Genomic DNA, 22,383 nt, shown 5'->3' with positions numbered 1-22,383 from the left:
AAGACGTTCGAAAATAGGAGTTTGTTGCCGATGAATCCCGTGATCGAGACAAAATACGTCTTCACCATCACCGCCCATATCGATCCCGTCGTCAGCGCCGGCGATATCGGCTACGGCGTGCGCCGCATCGTGCCGATCATCGGCGGCGAGGTGCATGGGGAGGTCAATGGCAAGGTCTGCGCGTTCGGCGCGGACTTCCAGATCATCCGGCCCAATGAGCTGATCGAGCTGGAAGCGAAATACGCGCTTGAGACCCATGACGGCGCGATCATCTATGTCGAGAACAAGGGCATCCGCTTTGGGCCTGCGGATCTGCTGCAAAAGCTCAAGCGCAACGAGCCGGTGGACCCGAAATTGATCTATTGCCGCACCTCGCCGAAATTCGAGACCGGCTCCGCGCAATACCGCTGGCTGATGGAGCACCTCTTCGTCGCCTCCGTTGCCCGTCACGCCGAGCGCGTGGTGATCGACGTACACAAGGTCATGTAAGGCGGAACATTGACTCCGGCCGAAATTGTTATAAAACATAATTATTCTAACCGGGACACAATAAGCCGATGGGAAACGCCACTGGCGCCAACGCGGAACAGGCCGCGCTGCTCAAGATCGAAAAGAGCGGGGCGGTGCTGACGGTCGGGCTGAACCGTCCAGCCAAGCGCAATGCGCTCAACGACGGCATTATCCTTGAGATCGGCGAGTGCTTTGCCAAACTCCCCGACGACATCGGCGCCGTGGTCATCCATGGCATTGGCGATCATTTCTCCTCCGGCCTCGATCTCTCCGAACTGACCGAGCATGACGCGACCGAAGGCCTGCGCCACTCGCAGATGTGGCATCGGGTGTTCGACCGCATTCAATATAGCCGCGTGCCCGTCATCGCTGCACTGAAGGGCGCGGTGATCGGCGGCGGGCTTGAGCTGGCCTGCGCCGCCCATATCCGCGTCGCCGAGCCGTCGGCCTATTTCGCGCTGCCCGAGGGCCAGCGCGGCATTTTTGTCGGCGGCGGCGGCTCGGTGCGGCTGCCGCGGCTGATCGGCGTCGCGCGCATGACCGACATGATGCTCACGGGCCGCGTCTATTCGGCGACCGAAGGCTCGGCCTATGGCTTTGCGCAATATCTGGTGGAAGCGGGCGGGGCGCTCAAGAAGGCGCTGGAGCTTGCGGAGCGCATCGCTGCCAATGCGCCGCTGACCAATTTCGCGGTGCTGCAGGCGCTGCCGATGATCGCGGAATCCAATCCGCAGACGGGGCTCCTGATGGAGTCGCTGATGGCGACCGTGGCGCAGAGCGACAAAGAGGCAAAACGCCGCATCCGCGCCTTCCTCGAGCACAAGACCGCCAAGGTGAAGCCGGGTTCGACATGAGCGCACAGCCGAACATCGCGCGAGACAGCGAGAGCGCCTCCCGCGCCGACAGCCGCCAATCGCTCCGCGCGATCTCGTTCGGCGATCCCGCCGTGTCGATCGACCGCAAGGCCGATGGCACCACCTATCTGCGTCCTCTTCGCGTGCTGCCCGACTATCCCGTGCGCATCACCGACCGCCTGCATCACTGGGCGAGCGCCACGCCGGATCGTGTCTTCATGGCGCAGCGCGAAGGCGGGCGCGGCTGGCGCCAGATCACCTATGCCGAGCTTCTGACCGCAAGTCGGCATATTGCCTCGGCACTGCTTGCGCGTGGGTTGTCGGCGCAGAAGCCGGTCGTCATCCTCTCCGGCAACTCCATCGACCATGCGCTCGTCGCTTTCGGCGCGCTCTATGCGGGCATTCCTTATTGCCCGGTGTCAGCGGCCTATTCGCTGGTCTCCAGGGATTACGGCAAGCTCGCCCATGTGATGAAGCTGCTGACGCCGGGCCTCGTGTTCGCCGACGACGCCGACAAGTTCGCCGATGCGCTCACGGCCAATGTCTCGCTCGGCACCGAGATCGCGGCAGCCTTCGGCCGCGTGCAGGGCCGCGATGTCACCACCCTCGCCGATCTGATGGCGACACCATTGCATCCCGACCTCGATGCGGCGCACGACAGGATCGGCCCCGATACGATCGCAAAATTCCTGCTGACGTCGGGCTCGACCGGCAATCCCAAGGCGGTGATCAATACGCAAAGAATGATCTGCGCCAACCAGGTGATGATCCGGGAAACCCTGGCCTTCCTCAAGGACGAGCCGCCCGTGATCGTCGACTGGCTGCCCTGGAACCACACCTTCGGCGGTAACCACAATATCGGGCTCACGCTCTATAACGGTGGCTCGATGTATCTCGATGCGGGCAAGCCCGTGCCCGGTGGCATCGAGGAGACGGTGCGCAATCTGCGCGAGATATCGCCGACCGTCTATTTCAACGTCCCGAAGGGCTATGAATCGCTGTTGCCCTATCTGCGCGATGATGCCGCCTTGCGCGACAAGTTCTTCGGCAGGCTGCATGCGATGTTCTTCTCGGGCGCAGCGCTCGCGCCGCACATCTGGAACGGCCTCGATGAGCTCTCGGTGCAGGCGACCGGCGCCCGCGTGCCGATGCTGACCGGGCTTGGCGCCACCGAGACCGCGCCGTTCTTCATGTCGGTCACTCCGCGCACCAGCCGCTCCGGCCATGTCGGGCTGCCGGTGCCGGGCAATGAGGCCAAGCTCGTGCCGAACAACGGCAAGCTGGAGGTGCGCGCCAGGGGGCCGAACGTCACGCCGGGCTATTGGCGGCAGCCTGATACGACCAAGGCCGCCTTCGACGAAGAAGGCTTCTACAAGCTTGGCGACGCGCTCAAGCCAGCCGACGCAAACGATCTGCATGCCGGCTTCGATTTCGACGGCCGCATTGCCGAGGATTTCAAGCTTGCCTCCGGCACCTGGGTCAGCGTCGGCCCTTTGCGCGCGCGGTTCATTGCGGCCTGCGCGCCGCTGGTGCGCGACGTGGTGATCGCCGGCATCAACCGCGACGAGATCGCAGCCCTCGTGGTGCTCGATCTCGACGGCTGCCGCCTGATCAATCCGACGCTGCCGCCTGACGATCTGAAGGTCACCGCGGCCGATCCGCTGGTGCGCGATGCCTTCCGCGAGCGCTTTACCCGTTTTCTGTCGAGCGCCACCGGTTCGTCGAACCGGATCACCCGCGCCATCCTGTTCGATGCGTCGCTGTCGATCGACTGCGGCGAGGTCACCGACAAGGGCTCGATCAACCAGCGCGCGGTGCTGGAACATCGGAAAGTCCTGATCGACGAGCTATATGCAGCGCCGCCGCCCGAACACGTCATCACGCTGAACTGAAGAGTTTCCAAGGAGAGCACCATGCAGTTGAAGGATCAGGCCGCCATCGTCACCGGAGGTGCATCGGGACTCGGTGCCGCCACCGCACGCAAGCTCGCCGCCCAGGGCGCCAAGGTTGCCGTGTGCGATCTCAATGCCAAGCTCGCCGAAACCGTCGCCGCCGAGATCGGCGGGGTTGCGGTCGCTTGCGACGTCTCGGACGCCGCGTCCGCCGAAGCCGCGATCGCGCAAGCGGCCAAGGCGCATGGCGTTGCGCGCGTGCTGGTCAATTGCGCCGGCATCGGCGTCGCCAAGCGCGTGATCGGCCGTGACGGGCCGATGGCGCTTCCCGACTTCGAGAAGGTGATCAAGGTCAATCTGATCGGCTCCTTCAACATGCTGCGGCTTGCGACGTCAGGCATGTCCAAGCTCGAGCCGCTCGCGACCGGCGAGCGCGGCGTCGTCATCAACACCGCCTCCGTTGCGGCCTATGACGGCCAGATCGGCCAATCCGCCTATTCGGCCTCCAAGGGCGGCATTGTCGGCATGACGCTGCCGATCGCGCGCGAGCTTGCGCAGTTCGGCATCCGCGTGCTGACCATCGCGCCCGGCCTGTTCCTGACGCCGCTGCTCGCCAACCTGCCGCAGGAGGCGCAGGATTCGCTCGCCGCGGCGATCCCGTTCCCGCGCCGGCTCGGTCACGCCGACGAGTTCGCGTCCCTCGCGCTGCACATGATCGACAACCCCTACCTCAACGGCGAAGTCGTCCGCCTCGACGCGTCGCTGCGTATGGCGCCGAAGTAAAAGGCGTGATGCTTGCACCAGCCGCGAGCTTTCTCTTACCTCTCCCCAACGGGGAGAGGTCGATTTGCGCAGCAAATCGGGTGAGGGGGCTCAGTTCCAACGATAGGGCAAAACCCCTCACCCGGCGCTTCGCGCCGACCTCTCCCTATGGGAGAGGTGAAGGGTAGAGGAGCTAATCGCATGTTCGTGCACCGGCGGGATGTCCAGATCCAGTGGGGCGATTGCGACCCCGCCAACATCGTCTACTACCCGCGCTATTTTGCGATGTTCGACGATTCCACCTCTATCATGTTCGAGGCGGCGGGCTTCTCCAAACAGGACATCGTGAAACGCTATGGGCTGGTCGGCATCCCCATGGTCGACACCCGCGCCAAATTCTACATCCCCTCCACCCATGGCGACTGGATCACGATTGAAACCCGGATCGAAAGCTTCAAGCGGTCGAGCTTCGAGGTGACGCACAAGGTCTACAAGGGCGGGGACCTGGCGATCGAAGCGTTCGAGACGCGGGTGCTGGTCGGCCGCGACCCCGACGATCCGGACAAGCTGAAATCGGCACCGGTGCCGCCAGAGATTGTCAAGAAATTCCTGGAGGGTGAGTTTCGGCCACCGGTGTAACCATCGTCTAAAGAGTAGGTTGAAATACCGGGCTAGTTTTGCTCTGGAACAACAATGATTGCAGGGAGGACCATATGAAGAAGCAATTTCTGGCTGCCGCGTCGCTTGCGGCGGCCTTGGCGCTGCCGGGCGGCCCGGTCAGCGCCCAGACAAACGAAATCACCATCGGCATTACCATCACCACCACGGGGCCGGCGGCTGCGCTCGGCATCCCCGAGCGCAATGCGCTGGATTTCGTGCCGAAGGAGATCGGCGGCGTGCCGCTGAAAGTGATCGTGCTCGACGACGGCGGCGACCCGACCAACGCGACCACCAATGCGCGTCGCTTTGTCACGGAGTCCAAGGCCGACATCATCATGGGCTCCTCGACCACGCCGCCGTCGATTGCGGTGTCGAATGTGGCCAACGAGGCCGGCATTCCGCATTTTGGTCTCGCGCCATTCCCGATCACGCCCGAGCGTGCCAAATGGTCGGTCGACATGCCGCAGCCGGTGCCGATCATGGGCAAGGTGCTCTACGAGCACATGAAGAAGCACAATGTGAAGACGGTCGGCTATATCGGCTATTCCGATTCCTACGGCGATCTCTGGTTCAACGATCTGAAGAAGCAGGGCGTGCCGATGGGCATGACCGTTGTCGACGAGGAGCGTTTTGCGCGTCCCGACACGTCGGTCACCGGTCAGGTGCTCAAGCTCGTCGCCGCCAATCCCGATGCGATCCTGGTCGGCGCCTCCGGCACCGCCGCAGCGCTGCCGCAGACTGAACTGCGCGACCGCGGCTACAAGGGCCTGATCTATCAGACCCACGGCGCGGCCAGCATGGATTTCATCCGCATCGCCGGTAAGTCGGCTGAGGGCGTGATCATGGCCTCGGGTCCGGTGATGTCGCCGGAGACGCAAGCAGACAGCGCGCTGACGAAGAAGCCGGGGCTGGCGCTCGACACCGCCTATGAAGCGAAGTATGGCGCAAACAGCCGCAGCCAGTTCGCCGGCCATTCCTACGATGCCTTCGAGGTGCTGAAACGCGTCATTCCAACGGCGCTGAAGACCGCGAAACCCGGCACGCCGGAATTCCGCGAGGCGATCCGCCAGGCCTTCCTGACCGAGCGTGAAATTCCTGCAAGCCAGGGCGTCTACAATTTCACCGAGAGCGACCGCTACGGCCTCGATGACCGCGCCCGCATCATCCTGACCGTGAAGGACGGCAAATACGTTCCGGCGGAGTGAGCGCTGTTCTGCCCCTCTGCCTTGCGGGAGAGGGTGCGCTCGCGTAAGCGAGCATGGGTGAGGGGTCTCTCTCCACGGATTCAAATGCGAGATATCTCGCGGAGACAGCCGCCTCACTCGAGCCTATCTGTTCTACCAGCGGAGCGCCCTCTCCGACCAAGGGCGAGGGCGCGATAATGCGCATTCGCGCCGCTGATGCAGAGGGTGTCTCTCTACTCAAGCCCGTAGTGCCGGTGGCACGATGCGCAGATGCCGTCGAGGCGATCGCTGACCTCGGCGACTGATTTCAGATCATGCGCCTCGGCGGCCTGGTAGGCCTTGTCGGCGGCGTCGGCGAGCTTCTTGACATAAAAATTCCACTCCGTGTCCCGCGCGCGCCCCGGTATCATCAGCGCGTTGGTGGCCTCCGCCAGCGTCGCCGCGCCGCTGGTGATGCGCTCCCAATCGTCGTCGGTCCTGGGCGACAAATCGTGCTCGCCCTTGGCATCGATCACCGAGCCGTTGACGCTCCAGACGATCTGGGCAGCAGGAGTGAGTACATGCTCCATGAAGGTCTTCATATCGACATGGGCCTTGAACGGCGGCATCGGCGCTGCGCTGTCGGACAGCGAAGGTGAGGCGGAGAAGCTCGCGAGGGCGAGGGCTGCGGTCAGGCTCGTAAAAGTCCGCAACTTGCTCATCGCTACAGCACCTGCATGGTGAAGCCGATCCAGCGTCCGCAGGCCACGACCGCGATCCAGAGCAGAATGGAGAGCGCGCCCGCGAGCCGCGCCGGCAGCGGTGGCTGCGCCTGCTTCTCCCATTGCGGCATGTCCTTGGCGCCGATGGCATGGAAGACGATCATGTTTAGGCCGGCCGCGCAGATCAGGATGATCTTGGCGTCGAAATAGCCGTTGGCGAGATATTTGGTCGCGTTGGAGATGAACAGCAGGAAGCCGGAGGTCGCCGCAATGGCAAATGCACTCCAGGTCACCGGCAGGACCGCATTCGCCAGCCGCCCCACCGGCCGCTCGACCGAGGCGAGGCCGAGCAGGCGCAGGTCGAGCGCGAGGATCGAGCCGACCACAAGACAGATCGCGACCACATGCACGGACTCGATGAAGGGGAACAGCGTGTCGCTTTCGCGGATCGCCTGTGCGATGCCGCTGTCCTCAAAGAAGGCAACAGGGTCCGACAGCTGCGACATCATCCCGCCTGCGTGTAAGCGATCCAGCGGCCCGCGAACAGGATGCCGCACCAGACCAGGATCGACAGCGTCGCGAGCAACTGCCCGCTCAGCCGTCGGCTGCGATCGTCAAAGAGGCCCGGCGACGCCAGCGCGGTCCGCTGCAAGGTTGCCGTCAGCAGAATGGCGACGATCAGCAGTGCCATCTTGAGATAAAAGGTGGTGTTGAGCAGCGACCGGCGCGGCTCGCCGATGATGAGCAGGCTTCCCGTGATAAGCAAAATGACAAGGACCGGCCAGATCGGCGGCAGGAAGCGCCGCGCGACATCGCTCAAGGGTTCGTCCCGTTCGAACAAGCGGAAGATCCGCAAATCCACCATCACCGCCGATGAGAACGCGATCGCCACGCAGAGAATGTGGATGGTCTGAAGGGTCGGGATGATCCAGGTGACGCTCTGGATGATGTGGCTGAGCGAGGTCGCCGCCAACCACTTGGAAAACCCGGTCAGCAGCGCTTCCATCTCGAGCTTACTGCTCTTCCGGGGTCAGGCTGTAGGTCAGCTCCTTGCCGTCGGGCAGCGTGACTTTGCGCAGGAAGCCGCCCTGCTTGGCGTCGCGCAGCGGCAGATAATAGAAGGTCGCGTGATCGCCCGGATTCAGCGAGCGCTTGGTCCAGCCGGAGCGGGTGAGAACGCCGGGGCTCGACACTTCGAACACCCAGGTTCCGGCCTGCGGCCCATCCTTGGCGTCGGTCTCGACGACAAAGGTAATGTGCGGGTTGGTCCAGTTGACCTGCTTGACGGTGCCATCCACGGTCTGCGGATGGTCGCTGTCATAGGCCGCATTGGAATGGTGCGCCAGTGCGAGCCCGGTTGTCCCCAGCACGAAGCTCGCGGCAAGCAGTGCAGCCTTCGGCGACATCTCGATCATCCCTTGCTAACGCAGCGATCTATTTCGCGGTGTGAACGGTCCCGTACGCGCCCTGCGCGTTGGAGATGAATATGTCGTTGCCGTGTTCGTCCTTGCCCGGCACCAGGTCTTCCTGCTCGCACTCCCCCTCGGTGACTTCGTAGTGCCGATCGGGGTAGCGGCGGAAAATTCGCGTCGTCTTCCAGGTGTCGGTGAGAATTTTCGGCGCGGTGATCTCGAGATCGTCATGCATCACATTCGGCCCGGCGAGATGAATGTGCTCGACGATGTGCATGTCGCCATTGTTGGGGATGCCGACCGCCTCGCTGATCGCGATATAGGCCTGCGGCACTATTGCGCTGGTGTCGACCACCAGCGTTTCGCCCTCCCAATGGCCGATGGAATAGCCGTGCAACGACAGGTCAGGATCGTCGGGCAGCTTGCGGCCGTCGAGATAGATTCGCCGCATCCGGTTGCCGTCGACCTCGCCCAGCATGGTGATGCGGCCGGGCGTTGCAAGCAGCTCGAATGCATTATGCGTCATCAGCATCCAGCTTGGCATGCCATGCGGCAGGCAGTGGCTCAGGACGAGGAACGGACGCCCCGCTTTCTCCTCCGCGATAAGGTGCTGAACCTGCTTGAGGATTTCCGGCTTCCACGGCGGCATGTTCGCCGCTTCCTGGCGCTTCTGGTCCCTGATGTCGGGAAGCCAGACCCCGCTGAGATCGGGTTCGGCATGCACAGCGGTCGGCGCACGCGCCGCAAGCACGACGAAAACAAAACCTGCGATCGCTAACGCCTTTGCAAACGTCCTGCCGATCATGGGGCTTTCCACCCGATGTTCCTGCACCATAGTTTGTGCGGATGCGAAAGAAAAGCGGTACGGCGTACAAGTGTCTCAAAAATGTGGGAGCCAACGCGTCGATTGACGTCTTGTTCATCGTGCTGGTGCGTCAACAAAAAGATGATGCTCGTCCTGGGCCGCCTCGCATTCGACGACGAGAAAATTCTTCACATGCTGCTCAACACGTGTGACCGCCTTCGTCGAAGCGACTTTCGATGGTTCTGAATTCTACTCGGCGGCCTGCGCGTGCTGCTCATCAAGCGACACCAGCTCGGCCGAGGCCTGCGCCTGCTTCTTGTGCACCAGGCTGAAGACGACGGGGACGAACATCAAGGTTGCGAGCGTCGAGAACATCAGGCCGCCGATCACGGCGCGGCCGAGCGGAGCGTTCTGCTCACCGCCTTCGCCGAGGCCGAGCGCCATCGGCAGCATGCCGATGATCATAGCAAGCGCCGTCATCATCACGGGGCGGATACGGACAAAGCCGGCTTCTAGCGCCGCGGCGCGGGGATCGCCGAGTTCCGCATAGCGCTCGCGGGCAAATGAGATCACCAGCACGCTGTTGGCGGTCGCAACGCCCATGCACATGATGGCACCGGTCAGTGCCGGCACCGACAGCGTGGTCTCCGTCGTGAACAGCATCCAGACGATACCGGCCAGCGCGGCCGGCAATGCGGTGATGATCACGAAGGGATCCGACCATGACTGGAAGTTCACGACGATGAGAAGATAGATCAGCACGATCGCACCGAGCAGTCCAAACATGAGGCCGGAGAACGAGCTCTCCATGGTCTGCACCTGGCCGACCAGCGAGACCGTGCTGCCTCTGGGCAGCTGCTTGGCAGTCTCCGCCAGAACCTCGCGGATATCGGCGGCAACGGCGCCGAGGTCGCGACCCTGCGGCGTGGCGTAGATCTGCACCATGGACTGGATGTCGTATTGCGATACCACGGCGCTCGACGTCGTCCGCGTGATATTGGCGATGCCGCCGAGCAGGACCGGGTCCCGCACCCCCGGAGCGGTCATCGGCAGGGCTTCCAGCGAGCCGAGCGTGTCGAGCTGATATTGCGGCGTCTGCATGACGATCGAATAGGACACGCCGTTGGTCGGATCGAGATAATAGGTTGGCGCGACCTGGGAGCTGCCGGCGAGGTTGACCACCATGCTGTTGGCGATGTCGCGCTCGGTCACACCGACATATTGGGCGCGGGTGCGGTCGACATCGACATTGAAGGTCGGGTTGCGCGCGGACTGCTGAATGCGGGCGTCGGCAACGCCGGGAATGTGGCGAAGCTTCTCGATCAGGCTGTTGGCGTAGGCATAGTTGCCGTTCAGGTCGGGGCCGCGAATTTCGAGGTCGATCGGCGCCGGCGCGCCGAAATTGAGGATCTGGTTGACGATGTCGGCCGGCAGGAATGCGAAGGTGACGCCCGGGAACAGTTGCGGCAGCGTTTCCCGCAACGCCTTGATGTAGGTATCGGTCGGCTTGTGACCTTCCCTGAGCTTGATCTGGACGTCGCCGTCCTGCGTGCCGATCAAGCCGGTGTTGTTGTAGGTCATGTTGATACCGGAGATCGGCATACCGATGTTGTCGGTCATGGCTTCGATCTCATCGGGCGGGATCACCGTGCGAATGGCCTTCTGGATCTGGGCGAACTGGGCGGCTGAGTCTTCGACCCGGATGCCGACCTGGGTGCGCGCATGCATCAGGATCTGGCCGGCATCGATCGAGGGGAAGAAGTTGCGGCCGAGATACGGCACCAGCAGGAACGACAGCGCGACGACACCGATGAAGCCGACGACGAACGTCGGCCTGTGGTCGAGCGCGAGCGCGAGAAGGTCGCGGTAGCCGGCACGAAGGCGCTCGAAGGAAGCTTCGAAACCGCGCTGGAACCGCGCCAGCGGATTGCGCGAGGGCGGCGCTTCACCGTGGCCGTGATGCTCATGCAGCAGGTATTTCGCCATGGTCGGCACCAGGGTGCGCGACAGGATGAACGACCACACCATCGCGAACATCACGGCTTCGGCCATCGGCACGAACAGGAAGCGCGCCACGCCCTGCAGGAAGAACATCGGCACGAATACGATGCAAATGCACAGCAGCGAGACGAAGGCGGGCACCACGATCTGGTTGGCGCCGTCCAGGATCGCGCGCTCGACCTCCTTGCCCTGCTCGAGATGGTAGTTGATGTTCTCGATGGTGACGGTTGCCTCGTCCACGAGGATGCCGACGGCGAGCGCGAGGCCCCCCAGCGTCATGATGTTGAGTGTCTCGCCGATCATCGACAGCATGATGATCGAGCCAAGCACGGCGAGCGGGATCGATGTGGCGATAATGATGGTCGAGCGCCAGCTTCCCAGAAACAGCAGGATCATCACGCTGGTCAGCAGCGCGGCGATGATGCCTTCGCGGGCGACGCCGCTGATGGCGCCGCGGACGAAGACCGACTGATCGCCGACAAAGTCGATTCTGAGCGCATCCGGCAGCGACGACTTGAACTCCTCGACCTTCTTCTTGATGCCGGCGATGATGTCCAGCGTCGAAGTCGAGCCCGCCTTCAGAACCATCATCAGCACCGAACGGTCGCCATTGACATGCACGATGTTGGTCTGCGGCGGATTGCCGTCGCGGATGGTGGCGACATCGCGCACATAGACCATCGCGCCGTTGACAGTCTTGATCGGGAGATCGCCGAGCCCGTCGATCTTCAGCGGCGAATTGTTGAGCTGCATGGTGTATTCGAACGCGCCGATTTTTTCCGTGCCCACCGGCGTGATCAGGTTTTGTGCGGCGAGCGTGTTGGCGACGTCCTGACCGGACAGGCCGAGCGATTGCAGGGCGGCCGGATTGAGGTCGATCTGGATCTGCCGCTGCTTGCCGCCATAGGGATAGGGGATGGCCGCGCCAGGGACCGTGACCAGCGGCGTGCGCAGCTGGTTGATGCCGATATCGGCGAGATTCTGCTCGGTAAGGCCTTCGCCTGACAGCGCGAGCTGGATGATCGGGACCGTGGAGGCGTTGTAGTTCAGGATCAGCGGCGGCGTGGCGCCTGGCGGCATCTGCTTCAAGAGCGTCTGCGAGATCGCGGTCACCTGCGCGTTCGCGGTCCGGATGTCGGCATTGGGCTGGAAGAAGATCTTGACGATACCGAAGCCGCTATAGGAATTCGCGACGATGTGCTCGATGTCGTTGACCGTCGTCGTCAGGGAGCGTTCGAACGGCGTGGTGATACGACCGGCCATCTGGTCCGGCGGCAGGCCGGTATACTGCCAGACCACGCCGATCACCGGAATGCGGATTTCGGGGAAGATGTCGGTCGGCGTGCGCATCGCGGCGAGGGGCCCGATGATCAGGATCAACAGCGCCAGCACCACGAAGGTATATGGCCGCGCCAGCGCAATTCTGACAATCCCGTTCATCCGCACGCTTCTCGATCAGTCGCGATCCGGCGCGTCGCGGCGCAAAACTCGCAGCATGAGCTTGTGGCATCGACCGAGAAAGCTTTCCAATCACTAAGTTCTCATCGAAGTTTGAACCGCATTACTTTTCGGTAATGGTGCGGGCGCGGAAGGCGCGCATGGCTTTTGAGCTGCGGTCGTGGGACCGCTCCCGGTACACTTATGAGTAGCGTGTTAAATCGCGCTCTCGCCGGTGTGCTGGAAGCCGAGATAGCTCGCCGCCACGCCTTCGTGACGCTCGATGTCGCGGGCTGGGCCCTGCAGCACGAACTCACCGAGCTCCATCACATAGGCGCGGTCGGCGATTTTCAGCGCGGCTTGCGCGTTCTGCTCGACCAGCAGCACCGAGACGCCGGCGCTCCGCAGCTCGCCGACGGTGCGGAAGATGTCGGCGACGATGATCGGCGCGAGCCCCAGGCTCGGCTCGTCCAGCATCAAAAGCCTTGGCGCGCCCATCAGCGCGCGGCCCATGGCGAGCATCTGCTGCTCGCCGCCGGACAAGGTGCCCGCGAGCTGCTTGCGCCGCTCCTTCAGCCGCGGGAACAGCGCATAGACCCGCTCGAACGACGATGCCGTGGCTGATCTCGCGCTCCGGAAGGCGCCGAGCAGCAGATTGTCCTCCACGTTCATGGTCCAGAACAGCTCGCGATGCTCGGCAACCAGGCTCAGGCCCAGGCCCACGCGGTCCTCGATCTCGAGTTGCGCGAGATCCTGGCCGGCAAAGCCAACATGACCTCTAAGCGGCAGCACGCCCATGACGGCATTGAGCAGCGTGGTCTTGCCGGCGCCGTTGGCGCCGATGATGGTGACGATCTCGTGAGCCCCAACCTCGAGCGACACCGAACGCACGGCCTCGACCTTGCCATAGGCGACATGCGCATCCGCAACCGAGAGCAGCGCGCTCATGCGGCGGCTCCGAGATAGGCCTTGATCACTTCCGGATTTTGCTTGATCGCGGCCGGCGTGCCTTCCGCGATCTTGGTGCCGAAATCGAGCACGACGATGCGGTCGGCGAGGTCCATCACAAAGCCCATGTCGTGCTCGACGAGCAGCACCGACATGCCGCCGTCACGCAACTGGCGTAGCAAGCTCGCGAGCCGCTGCTTCTCCATGTGACGCAGCCCTGCCGCCGGCTCGTCCAGCAGCAGCAGCATGGGATCGGCACAGAGCGCACGCGCGATCTCGACAATGCGCTGCTGTCCCAGCGAGAGCGAGCCGGCCGGCTGGTCCATCTGCTCGGCAAGGCCGACGCGCGCGATCTGGCGCGCGGCCTCGGCCAGCAGCCTTGCCTCGTCGGCGCGGTCGAGTCGAAACATGCTCGAGAGCGGTCCGGCAGAGCCCCGCAGATGCGCGCCGATCGCGACATTCTCCAGAACGGTCATGTCGGGCACCAGCTTCACATGCTGGAAGGTGCGGGCGATGCCGAGTTTCACCACCTCCTGCGGCGGCGGATTGCGCAGCTTCCTGCCGTTGACCGCGATGGCGCCGCTGGTTGCCGTCAGCACGCCGGTGATCAGGTTGAAGGTGGTGCTCTTGCCGGCGCCGTTCGGCCCGATCAGCGCCACGATCTCGCGCGCCTGCACGTCGAACGAGACATCGTTGACCGCGATCACGCCGCCGAATTGCTTGCGCGCCTTGTCGACTTCGAGCAGCACGCCTCCCTCGCCGGCGGTGCGCACACGCTCGGTCAATTGCAGGGTTGGGTCGGGCCGCTTGGTGCTCGGCTTGACCGGCAGCAAGGACGCCAGCAGCGGCCAGACGCCCGATGGCGCGAGCTGCAGCAGCGCGACCAGGAGAATGCCGAACACGATGATCTCGAGCTGGCCTTCGCCATGCAGCAGGAGCGGCAGGTAGCTCTGCAGCACCTCCTTCAAGACCACGACAATGGCAGCGCCCAGCACGCCGCCCCAGACATAGCCGGCGCCGCCGACCACCGCGATGAAGAGATATTCGATGCCGGCCTGAGCACCGAACGGTGTCGGATTCACCGCGCGCTGGAAATGTGCATAGAGCCAGCCCGAGAGGCCCGCCAGCACCGCGGCGTGGATGAACACCAGGAGCTTCGAGCGCGGCGTCTGTACGCCAAAGGCCTCGGCTGCCACATGTCCGCGCCGCAGCGCGCGGATGGCGCGGCCGGTGCGGGAATCGAGCAGGTTCATCGTCAACAGCGCCGCGATCAGGACCGCGGCCCAGATGGCATAATAGATCGTGCCCGGATCGATCATCCTGAAGGTCCCGATCGCAAGCGGCGGAATGCCGGAGATGCCGTCATTGCGGCCGAGGAATTCGAGCTTTGAAAACAAATAGAACAGGCCCAACCCCCAGGCGATGGTGCCGAGCGGCAGATAGTGGCCTGACAGACGCACGGTGACGAGGCCAAGCAGCACCGCGGCAATGCCGCTGACGACGAGCGCGGCGGGGAGCGTCAGCCAGGGTGACAGCCCGTAAGCCGTGGTCAGCACCGCCGTCGTATAGGCGCCGAAGCCGACAAACGCCGCCTGGCCGAAGGAGGTGAGGCCGCCGACGCCGGTAAGCAGCACGAGCCCCATCGCGACCAGCGCGGACAGGCCGATATTGTCCAGCAGCACGATCCAGAACGGCGGCATGTCAGGCACGAACGGGATCGCGGCCATGAGAAGCGCGAAGACGAGGATGGGAAGGCGCTCGCGCATGGCTAGTCCTTCTCTTCCTCGACCGCGGGCGCGGCGAGCGAGCGCGCCAACAGCACCGGGATCAGCAGCATGAAGACGATGACCTCCTTGAAGTTGCTGGCATAGAAGGAGGAGAAGGCCTCGACGATACCGACCAACAATGCCGCGATTGCGGTCAGGGGATAGCTGACGAGGCCGCCGATGATCGCGGCGATGAAACCCTTCAGGCCAATCAGGAAGCCGGTGTCGTAATAGAGCGTGGTGATCGGAACGATGAGGATGCCCGACAGCGCGCCGATGATGGAGGCGAGCAGGAAGGCGATCTGCCCCGACAGCGAGGTGCGGATGCCGACCAGGCGCGCGCCCAGCCGGTTGACGGCGGTAGCACGCAGCGCCTTGCCATAGACGCTGAGGCCGAAGAACAGCCACAGCGCGACGATGAAGGCGATGGTGAGCGTGTAGACCGCGATGCTCTGGCCGGTGAAGCGCAGCGGGCCGAGCGTCGCCGCGGTATCGGCAAGCGCGGGTCCGCGCTGGCCCTCGGCGCCGAAAAACAAGAGGCCGAGGCCTTGCATCGCAAGGTGGCAGCCGACCGAGGCAATCAGGAGCACCAGCACCGAAGTGTGCGCCAGCGGCTGGAAGGCGAGGCGATACAGGAACACGCCGATCAGGGCCACGATGACAAGCGCCAGCGCGACATTGACCAGGACTGGCGGATGCCGGCCGACCAGGACGGAGGTCAGGGCCAGCACGATGCCGGGAAGGATGATGTTGGCCGCGAAGGCGCGAGCGATGAGCGGTAGCCGCAGCGCACGCCGCGCAGCGAATACGTCGAAAGCAAAGGCCGCGATCCCCATGACAAAGGCGAGCCTGGCCGTACCCGGCATCTGCCCCGCACAGAGCGAGGCGTAGGTCAGCGCGCCATAGGTGACGAACTCGCCCTGCGGGATCAGGATCACGCGGGTCACGGCGAACACCAGCACCAGCGCCAGCCCGAGCAGGGCATAGATCGCGCCGTTGGTGATGCCGTCCTGGATCAGGAACAGCATGATCGTGGTGTTCAAGTCTTGACGCTCCCCCTTCGCGCAGCCAGCGAGACATCGCCGGCCGATCTGTCACGGCAGTTGAAAACGCCTCATGACATTTGATATGATGGATAACAATTATTAGATATAATCTCAAGGGCGCCGGCAGCGGTGGCCCCCCTTCAAAGCCTAGCGGGACCGCGAGCACAGGGCGATGACAGTTTCCAAGACAGCCATCGCCAGGAGCGCCAGCAGCAGGACCGCCATCAAGACCGCCTCCACTAAAACTGCCATTAACAAAGCCACGATGGCTGAGCCCGCAAGGGCGCGCAAGGAACAGGTCCAAGGGAACGAGAACGAGGGCGACGAGACTGCGGCGCTGCAGCTTGGCGAGCTCTCGGAGCTGCTTGGCTACGCGATGAAGCGGGCGCAGCTCAAGGTGTTCGAGGACTTCCTGCGCTGCGTCGCGCCGCTGCAGCTGACGCCGGCGCAGTTCTCGGTGCTGTTGCTGCTGGACAAGAACCCCGGCCGCAACCAGACCGAAATCGCGAACACGCTCGGCATTCTCAGGCCGAACTTCGTCTCCATGCTCGACGGCCTGGAAAGCCGCGGCCTGTGCGAGCGCGTGCGCTCCACCAACGACCGCCGCTCGCATATTTTGCTGCTGACCGACAAGGGCCGGGCCGTGCTGGCGCGGGCCAAGAAGCTCGTGGCCACCAAGCACGAGGCGCGGCTCAACGAGCTGCTCGGACCCGCCAACCGCCTGGCGCTGCTCGATATGCTGGCGAAGATCGCGGGCGAGTTTTAGCTCCCGCTGCGGTCCTTCGCTACTCCACCAAAATCACCCTGACGTCATTCACATTGGTCAGCGTCGGGCCGGTCTGCAGCAGGTCGCCCGTCGCCGCGAAGAACCCCGTGGCGTCGTTGTCGTCGAGATAGGCGCGCGGGCTCAGGCCGAGCGACTTCATTTTCGCAAATGTAGCCGCATCGATCAGCGCCCCGGCGGGGTCGCTGGCACTGCCACCGCCGCCATCGGCGCCGTCGGTGTCGCCGGCGAGAGCAGCGACACCTGCCGTGTCCTTCAGGAGATCGGCGAGCGCCAGCGCATATTCCTGGTTGGGGCCGCCGCGGCCATTGCCGCGCACGGTGACGGTGAGCTCGCCACCCGACAGGATCGCGACACGCCGGCCGTTGGCGCGGGCCTGAAGCGCCAGCCGCGCATGATCGGCCGCGACCTCGCGTGCCTCGCCCTCGAGATCGGCGCCGAGGTCGATGATGTCATAACCAGCCTCTTTTGCCCGGGCGACGGCGGCATCGAGCGAGGCCTTCGGTCGCGCGATCAATTCGAAGCGCGCATGGGCAAAGGCCGGGTCGCCCGGCTTGCAGCTTTCGTTGGCCGGATCCTCGAGCGCGCGGCGGATCGCATCGTCCACCTGCAAGGCGTATTTCGCGATGATGGCGCGCGCGTCGGCGAGCGTGGTCGGATCGGGGACCGTTGGCCCCGAGGCGATCGCGGACGGATCGTCATGCGGCACGTCGGAGATCGCGAGCGTCAGGATTTCCGTCGCGTGCTGCCCGGCGCGCGCCAGCCGGCCGCCCTTGATCCGCGACAGATGCTTGCGAACCGTGTTGATCTCGCCGATCGGCGCGCCGGAACGCAGGAGCGCGCGTGTCAGCGCCTGCTTCTGCGCAAAGGTGATGCCCGCAACCGGTGCGATCCAGTTGGCCGAGCCGCCGCCGGAGAGAAGCACCAGCAGGAGATCGTCGCCTTGCGCGGTCTCAGCGAGCTGCAAACTCTCCGCAGCGCCCTTCAATCCGGCCTGGTCGGGCATGGGATGGCCGGCCTCGACCACCTTGATGCGCCGCGTCGGCACGCCGTGGCCGTGCCTTGTGGTCGCAATCCCGGACAGACGCTCAGGCTCGAGCCCGAGCGCATCGAGATAATGCCGCTCGGCGGCGACGGCCATGGCGGCCGCGCCCTTGCCGGCCGCAAGGCAGATCACGCGTCCCTTGGGCAAGGGCGGCAGATGCGGCGCGAGCACGACATCGGGATGCGCGGCGGCAACGGCGGCGTCAAAGATCTCGCGCAGGAGAGGGCGTTGGTCAGTCATGGTGTCCCGGGACATCGAGGAGACATAAGCCCGCTTATCCCTCCTCCTGGCCAAAAAGAAAACCCCCGCAGATTGGCTGCGGGGGTCATGCCCGAAGACTTGAAGCTAGCCGCCGACGTCGCCGGAAATGACGTCGCCGAACAGCTCCCACCTTTCGCCCTTGAACCGCATCAGCTGCAGCTGGCTGATCGGGGCGAAATCGGTCGCGGAGGTGTTGATGGTGATGCCGGGCAGCAGCATCTCGGTGCGGAAGTCCTTCAGATTCGCCGCCTGCTTCATGATGTTCCCGCGGGTCAGATCATCGCCGCATTGCTTGAGCACCTGGACCAGGGTCTGGGAGACGGCATAGCCAACCACCGTGGATGCGTCGAGCTTGTTGCCTTCCGGAAAATCCTTGGCCAGGAAATCCAGAAACTGTTTCATGCCGGCGTCATTGTCCCATTGCGGGTCGGACACGTCCTTCAGATAGGCGGCCGAAACGATGCCTTGCGCATTCTCAAATCCCGCGGGCTTGATCACGCTGCCCAGCGAGGCGCCGACATTGTTGAGGATATGCAGCGCCTTCCAGTCGATCTCGGCAACCTTCTTGATCGCCTGCGCCGCGAATTTCGGCGTGGTGATATCGACGAACACATCGGCACCGGTCGATTTCAGCTTGACGACGTGGTTGTCGACTGTGGGCTCGGTTGTCTCGTAGCTTTCCTCCGCGATGATCATGGAGGCCGCCTTGGCGCCCAAGCCGTCCTTCAGGCCTTTGAGATAATCCTTACCGTAGTCGTCGTTCTGATACAGCACGGCGATTTTGGCGTCTGGCTTCTCCTTCAATAGATACTTGGCGTAGATGTGCGACTCGCTCTGATAGGAGGGCTGCCAGCCCATGGTCCAGGGGAAATCTTTCGGATCGTTCCACTTGGTGGCTCCGGTGGCGACAAAGAGTTGCGGCACCTTCTTGGAGTTCATGTATTTCTGGATCGCCGAGTTCGGCGGCGTGCCGAGCGAATTGAAGATGAACAGCACCTCGTCGCTCTCGACCAGCTTGCGCGCCTGCTCGACCGTCTTCGGCGGGCTGTAGCCGTCGTCGTAGGAGACGAAGTTGATCTTGCGCCCGTTGATGCCGCCCGCGGCATTGATCTTGTTGAAGTAGGCCTGTTCGGTCTTGCCGATCACGCCATACGCGGATGCAGGCCCGCTATAGGGCATGATGTTGCCGATCTTGATTTCGGTGTCGGTGGCGCCGGTGTCGTATTTCTTGTCGGCCGCCAGCGCGCCGCCGCTCGCAGCGGCAAACAGGACAAGCGCAGTCGAGGCTATGGCCAGCCTCGTGGCAATAACGAGCATACGTTCCTCCCTCGGGGAATGGTGATGTGTCGCGGCTTTCTTCCCGGAAAGCTCTTATTGAATGGCGATAGTCGATACCAATTCGCCAGAACCGTCAAACGAAATGCCCCTGCGGCGGTGTCGCAGGGGCTGCTGCTTTGGTCGCCTCGCGACGCGGGTCCTCAGCCGCCGACGTCGGACGAGATCACGTCGCCAAATCGCTCCCAGGTCTGGCCCTTGAATCGCATCAGCTGCAATTGGGCCAGCGGGGCGAAATCGGTGGCGCTGGTGTTCGCCGTGATGCCCGGCAGGAAGCCAGGCAGCGAAAGATCCTTGATGCTGGCGGCCTGTTTCATGACATTCACACGCGTGAGATCATTGCCGCAGTTCTTCAGGACGTGGACCAGGCCCTGCGCGACCGTGTATCCGAACATCACCGACAAGTCGGTACGGTCGGCGTCGGGATAGTATTTGTCGAGGAAGGCGTTCCATCCCTTCATGCCGGGATCGTCCTTCCATTGCGGGTCGGTCGGATCCTTCAGATAGGCCGAGGAAATGATGCCTTGGGCTGCGTCAAAGCCGGCCGGCCTGATGACGCTGCCGATCGAGGCGGAGACGTTGTTGAGGAAATGCTCCGGCTTCCAACCGATCTCGGCCGCCTTCCGGATCGCCTGCGCCGCGAATTTCGGCGTCGTGATGTTGAAGAAAATGTCGGCGCCCGACGCCTTCAGCGTCACGATATGAGTATCGATGGTCGGCTCGGTGGTCTCGTAGCTCTCTTCGGCTACGATCATCGACGCCGCCTTTGCACCCAGCTCGTCCTTGAAGCCCTTCAGGTAGTCTTTGCCGTAGTCGTCGTTCTGGTAAAGAATCGCGATCTTGCCGTTCGGGCGGTTCTTGAGAATGTATTTCGCGTAGATATGCGACTCGCTCTGGTAGGAGGGCTGCCAGCCCATGGTCCAGGGAAATTCCTTCGGGTCATTCCACTTGGTGGCTCCGGTGGCAACGAACAGTTGCGGCACCTTCTTGGAGTTCATGTATTTCTGGATCGCCGAGTTCGGCGGCGTGCCGAGCGAATTGAAGATGAACAGCACCTCGTCGCTCTCGACGAGCTTGCGCGCCTGCTCGACGGTCTTCGGCGGGCTGTAGCCGTCGTCGTAGGAGATGAAGTTGATCTTGCGCCCGTTGATGCCGCCTTCGGCATTGATCTTGTCGAAATAGGCGGCCTCGGTCCTGCCGATCACGCCATACGCGGAGGCGGGGCCGCTATAGGGCATGATGTTGCCGATCTTGATTTCGGTGTCGGTGGCGCCGGTATCGTATTTGCTCTGCGCGAAACTTGCCGTGGAAGTCGCTGCGGCCATCGCGAGGGCAGCGGCAAGGGCTCCCCAACGCCAATCGAAAGCAGGCATATTGATCTCCCTGAAGCTGGTTGAATGTGTCTCCTTGCTGGTTTTTGGGAGCGTCGATTGGCGCTCCAACGTTTGTTGGGGGCGCTTATGCGCCCCGCTTTGTCGGGATGCGTTCGCTGACGCGTCCACCTGTTGGGAGGCGCGTCCCCCCGAACGCGTCCCGCCGCCATTCAACACCCGCCGCGGAAGGCCAGCAACAAAAAGCCCCCTGCGAGCGGCTCGCAGGGGGNGGAATTTAGTCTAAGGGACGCGGAAGATTGCGCCGCCTCAAGGGTTAATACCGGGCCTTAATTGCCCAGCTCGTCATTGATGATGTCGCCGAACAGCTCCCACTTCTCGCCCTTGAACCGCATCATCTGCAGTTGCTTGATCGGGGCATAATCGGTTGGCGAGGTGTTGATCTTGATGCCGGGCAAGAGTGTGTCGGGCGTGAAATTCTTCAGGCTCGCCGCCTGCTTCATCACATTGGCACGGGTCAGGTCGTCGCCGGCCTGCTTCAAGACCTGGACCATGGTTTGCGCCGCGCCGTAGCCATACACCACGGAGCCGTCGAGCCGGTTGCCCTCGGGATAGTATTCCTTCAGGAAGGCGTAGAACTTCTGCATGCCGGGATCGTTGTCCCACTGCGAGTCCGCGCCGTCCTTGGCGTAGGCCGCCGACAGGATGCCTTGCGAATTTTCGAAGCCCGCGGGCTTGATCACGCCGCCGACCGAAGCCGAGACGTTGGAGACGATGTGGAGCGGATGCCAGTCCATCTCGGCAAGCTTCTTGATCGCTTGCGCGGCGAATTTCGGCGTGGTGATGGAGACGAACACATCGACGCCGGCGGCCTTCAGCTTGACGATATGGCCGTCGATCGAAGGTTCTGAGGTCTCATAGCTCTCTTCGGCCGTGATCATCGACGCCTTGGCGCCGAGGCCGTCCTTCAGGCCTTTCAGATAGTCCTTACCGAAATCGTCGTTCTGGTAGAGCACGCCGATCTTGGCGTCCGGCTTCTCCTTGAGCAAATATTTCGCATAGATATGCGCTTCGCTCTGGTAGGAAGGCTGCCAGCCCATGGTCCAGGGGAAATCCTTCGGATCGTTCCACTTGCTGGCGCCGGTGGCGACGAACAGCTGCGGGATCTTCTTGGAGTTGAGATACCTCTGGATTGCCGAGTTCGAAGGCGTGCCGAGCGGGTTGAACATCAGGAGCACCTCGTCGCTCTCGACGAGCTTGCGCGTCTGCTCCACCGCCTTCGGCGGGCTGTAGGCGTCATCGTAGGAGATGAAGTTGATCTTGCGGCCGTTGATGCCGCCCTCGGCGTTGATCTTGTTGAAATAGGCCTGCTCGGTCTTGCCGATGACGCCGTAGGCCGAGGCGGGACCGCTATAGGGCATGATGTTGCCGATTTTGATCTCGGTGTCGGTGGCGCCGGTGTCGTATTTCTTCTGTGCCAGCGCCGTGCCGGACATCAAAACAACTGCCGCTGTCGCAAGCGCAGCGATCTTCAGTTTTTCAACGAACATCATGTCTCCTCGATTGGATGTAGGTTCACAGGTTGATCCGTCCGCAGGCTCCTTGCACCTCTCCCCAGCGGGGAGAGGTCGGCGCATAGCGCCGGGTGG

Annotated in this window: 20 protein-coding genes; 7 read left to right on the top strand and 13 right to left on the bottom strand. The window is 63.2% G+C overall.

Annotation, left to right across the window (positions count from 1 at the left end; translation table 11 throughout):
• Nucleotides 1-30: 30 nt before the first annotated feature.
• From A3AI_RS0122195 to A3AI_RS0122170, 6 genes are all read left to right on the top strand, one after another.
• Complete coding sequence (locus A3AI_RS0122195; RefSeq protein WP_024517682.1) at nt 31-489, top strand: DUF3237 domain-containing protein; 459 nt, start codon at nt 31-33, stop codon at nt 487-489.
• A 68-nt stretch (nt 490-557) separates the two neighbouring features.
• Complete coding sequence (locus A3AI_RS0122190) at nt 558-1,364, top strand: crotonase/enoyl-CoA hydratase family protein (RefSeq protein ID WP_024517681.1); 807 nt, start codon at nt 558-560, stop codon at nt 1,362-1,364.
• Entirely contained in the window at nt 1,361-3,256 is a 1,896-nt protein-coding gene (locus tag A3AI_RS0122185; RefSeq protein WP_024517680.1) for a feruloyl-CoA synthase, read from the top strand. The genes A3AI_RS0122190 and A3AI_RS0122185 overlap by 4 nt, the downstream gene beginning before the upstream one ends.
• Nucleotides 3,257-3,277: 21 nt before the next feature.
• The gene (locus A3AI_RS0122180) at nt 3,278-4,039 is read left to right on the top strand and encodes an SDR family NAD(P)-dependent oxidoreductase (RefSeq protein WP_024517679.1); all 762 of its coding nucleotides are present in this window, start codon (nt 3,278-3,280) and stop codon (nt 4,037-4,039) included.
• A 180-nt stretch (nt 4,040-4,219) separates the two neighbouring features.
• On the top strand, nt 4,220-4,657 hold the full coding sequence (locus tag A3AI_RS0122175; protein ID WP_024517678.1) for an acyl-CoA thioesterase: 438 nt from the start codon (nt 4,220-4,222) through the stop codon (nt 4,655-4,657).
• A gap of 74 nt (nt 4,658-4,731) precedes the next feature.
• The gene (locus A3AI_RS0122170) at nt 4,732-5,883 is read left to right on the top strand and encodes an ABC transporter substrate-binding protein (protein ID WP_024517677.1); all 1,152 of its coding nucleotides are present in this window, start codon (nt 4,732-4,734) and stop codon (nt 5,881-5,883) included.
• Between the two features lie 212 nt (nt 5,884-6,095).
• Here the strand turns inward: A3AI_RS0122170 and A3AI_RS0122165 are convergent, their stop codons facing one another.
• The 9 genes from A3AI_RS0122165 to A3AI_RS0122120 all read right to left on the bottom strand — a co-directional run bounded on the left by A3AI_RS0122165 (nt 6,096) and on the right by A3AI_RS0122120 (nt 15,975).
• On the bottom strand, nt 6,096-6,563 hold the full coding sequence (locus tag A3AI_RS0122165; RefSeq protein WP_024517676.1) for a hypothetical protein: 468 nt from the start codon (nt 6,561-6,563) through the stop codon (nt 6,096-6,098).
• A 2-nt stretch (nt 6,564-6,565) separates the two neighbouring features.
• A complete protein-coding gene (locus A3AI_RS0122160) occupies nt 6,566-7,072 on the bottom strand; it encodes a DUF6644 family protein (RefSeq protein ID WP_063615494.1) in 507 nt (168 codons plus the stop codon).
• Nucleotides 7,069-7,569, bottom strand: coding sequence for a DUF6644 family protein (locus A3AI_RS0122155; RefSeq protein WP_024517674.1), 501 nt, complete (start codon nt 7,567-7,569; stop codon nt 7,069-7,071). Before A3AI_RS0122155 ends, A3AI_RS0122160 begins: the two co-directional genes overlap by 4 nt.
• A 7-nt stretch (nt 7,570-7,576) precedes the next feature.
• The gene (locus A3AI_RS0122150; protein WP_156927884.1) at nt 7,577-7,969 is read right to left on the bottom strand and encodes a DUF6152 family protein; all 393 of its coding nucleotides are present in this window, start codon (nt 7,967-7,969) and stop codon (nt 7,577-7,579) included.
• A 28-nt stretch (nt 7,970-7,997) separates the two neighbouring features.
• Nucleotides 7,998-8,780 (bottom strand): hypothetical protein, encoded by a 783-nt coding sequence (locus A3AI_RS0122145; RefSeq protein ID WP_036049133.1) that lies wholly within the window; start codon nt 8,778-8,780, stop codon nt 7,998-8,000.
• A gap of 249 nt (nt 8,781-9,029) precedes the next feature.
• Nucleotides 9,030-12,221 carry an efflux RND transporter permease subunit gene (locus tag A3AI_RS0122135; protein WP_024517671.1) on the bottom strand — a complete coding sequence of 1,064 codons (3,192 nt, stop codon included), beginning with the start codon at nt 12,219-12,221 and terminating at the stop codon, nt 9,030-9,032.
• A 213-nt stretch (nt 12,222-12,434) separates the two neighbouring features.
• Nucleotides 12,435-13,166, bottom strand: coding sequence for an ABC transporter ATP-binding protein (locus A3AI_RS0122130; RefSeq protein WP_024517670.1), 732 nt, complete (start codon nt 13,164-13,166; stop codon nt 12,435-12,437).
• Entirely contained in the window at nt 13,163-14,932 is a 1,770-nt protein-coding gene (locus A3AI_RS0122125) for a branched-chain amino acid ABC transporter ATP-binding protein/permease (protein ID WP_024517669.1), read from the bottom strand. Before A3AI_RS0122125 ends, A3AI_RS0122130 begins: the two co-directional genes overlap by 4 nt.
• Before the next feature lie 2 nt (nt 14,933-14,934).
• Complete coding sequence (locus tag A3AI_RS0122120) at nt 14,935-15,975, bottom strand: branched-chain amino acid ABC transporter permease (RefSeq protein WP_024517668.1); 1,041 nt, start codon at nt 15,973-15,975, stop codon at nt 14,935-14,937.
• Nucleotides 15,976-16,243: 268 nt separating this feature from the next.
• On the opposite strand from A3AI_RS0122120, the gene A3AI_RS0122110 reads away from it, so the two are divergent.
• On the top strand, nt 16,244-16,744 hold the full coding sequence (locus A3AI_RS0122110; protein ID WP_024517667.1) for a MarR family winged helix-turn-helix transcriptional regulator: 501 nt from the start codon (nt 16,244-16,246) through the stop codon (nt 16,742-16,744).
• Between the two features lie 19 nt (nt 16,745-16,763).
• On the opposite strand, the gene A3AI_RS0122105 is transcribed toward A3AI_RS0122110, so the two are convergent.
• From A3AI_RS0122105 to A3AI_RS0122090, 4 genes are all read right to left on the bottom strand, one after another.
• On the bottom strand, nt 16,764-18,047 hold the full coding sequence (locus A3AI_RS0122105) for a glycerate kinase type-2 family protein (protein ID WP_024517666.1): 1,284 nt from the start codon (nt 18,045-18,047) through the stop codon (nt 16,764-16,766).
• Nucleotides 18,048-18,152: 105 nt separating this feature from the next.
• Nucleotides 18,153-19,385 (bottom strand): ABC transporter substrate-binding protein, encoded by a 1,233-nt coding sequence (locus A3AI_RS0122100; RefSeq protein ID WP_024517665.1) that lies wholly within the window; start codon nt 19,383-19,385, stop codon nt 18,153-18,155.
• Nucleotides 19,386-19,546: 161 nt separating this feature from the next.
• A complete protein-coding gene (locus A3AI_RS0122095) occupies nt 19,547-20,776 on the bottom strand; it encodes an ABC transporter substrate-binding protein (RefSeq protein ID WP_024517664.1) in 1,230 nt (409 codons plus the stop codon).
• Between the two features lie 287 nt (nt 20,777-21,063).
• Nucleotides 21,064-22,287 carry an ABC transporter substrate-binding protein gene (locus A3AI_RS0122090; protein ID WP_024517663.1) on the bottom strand — a complete coding sequence of 408 codons (1,224 nt, stop codon included), beginning with the start codon at nt 22,285-22,287 and terminating at the stop codon, nt 21,064-21,066.
• Between the last annotated feature and the right edge of the window lie 96 nt (nt 22,288-22,383).

This window comes from Bradyrhizobium sp. Tv2a-2, from assembly GCF_000472425.1.
Lineage (GTDB): Bacteria > Pseudomonadota > Alphaproteobacteria > Rhizobiales > Xanthobacteraceae > Bradyrhizobium.
The sequence above is the reverse complement of the archived record's forward strand: the minus strand, read 5'-3'. Positions and strand labels throughout refer to the sequence as shown.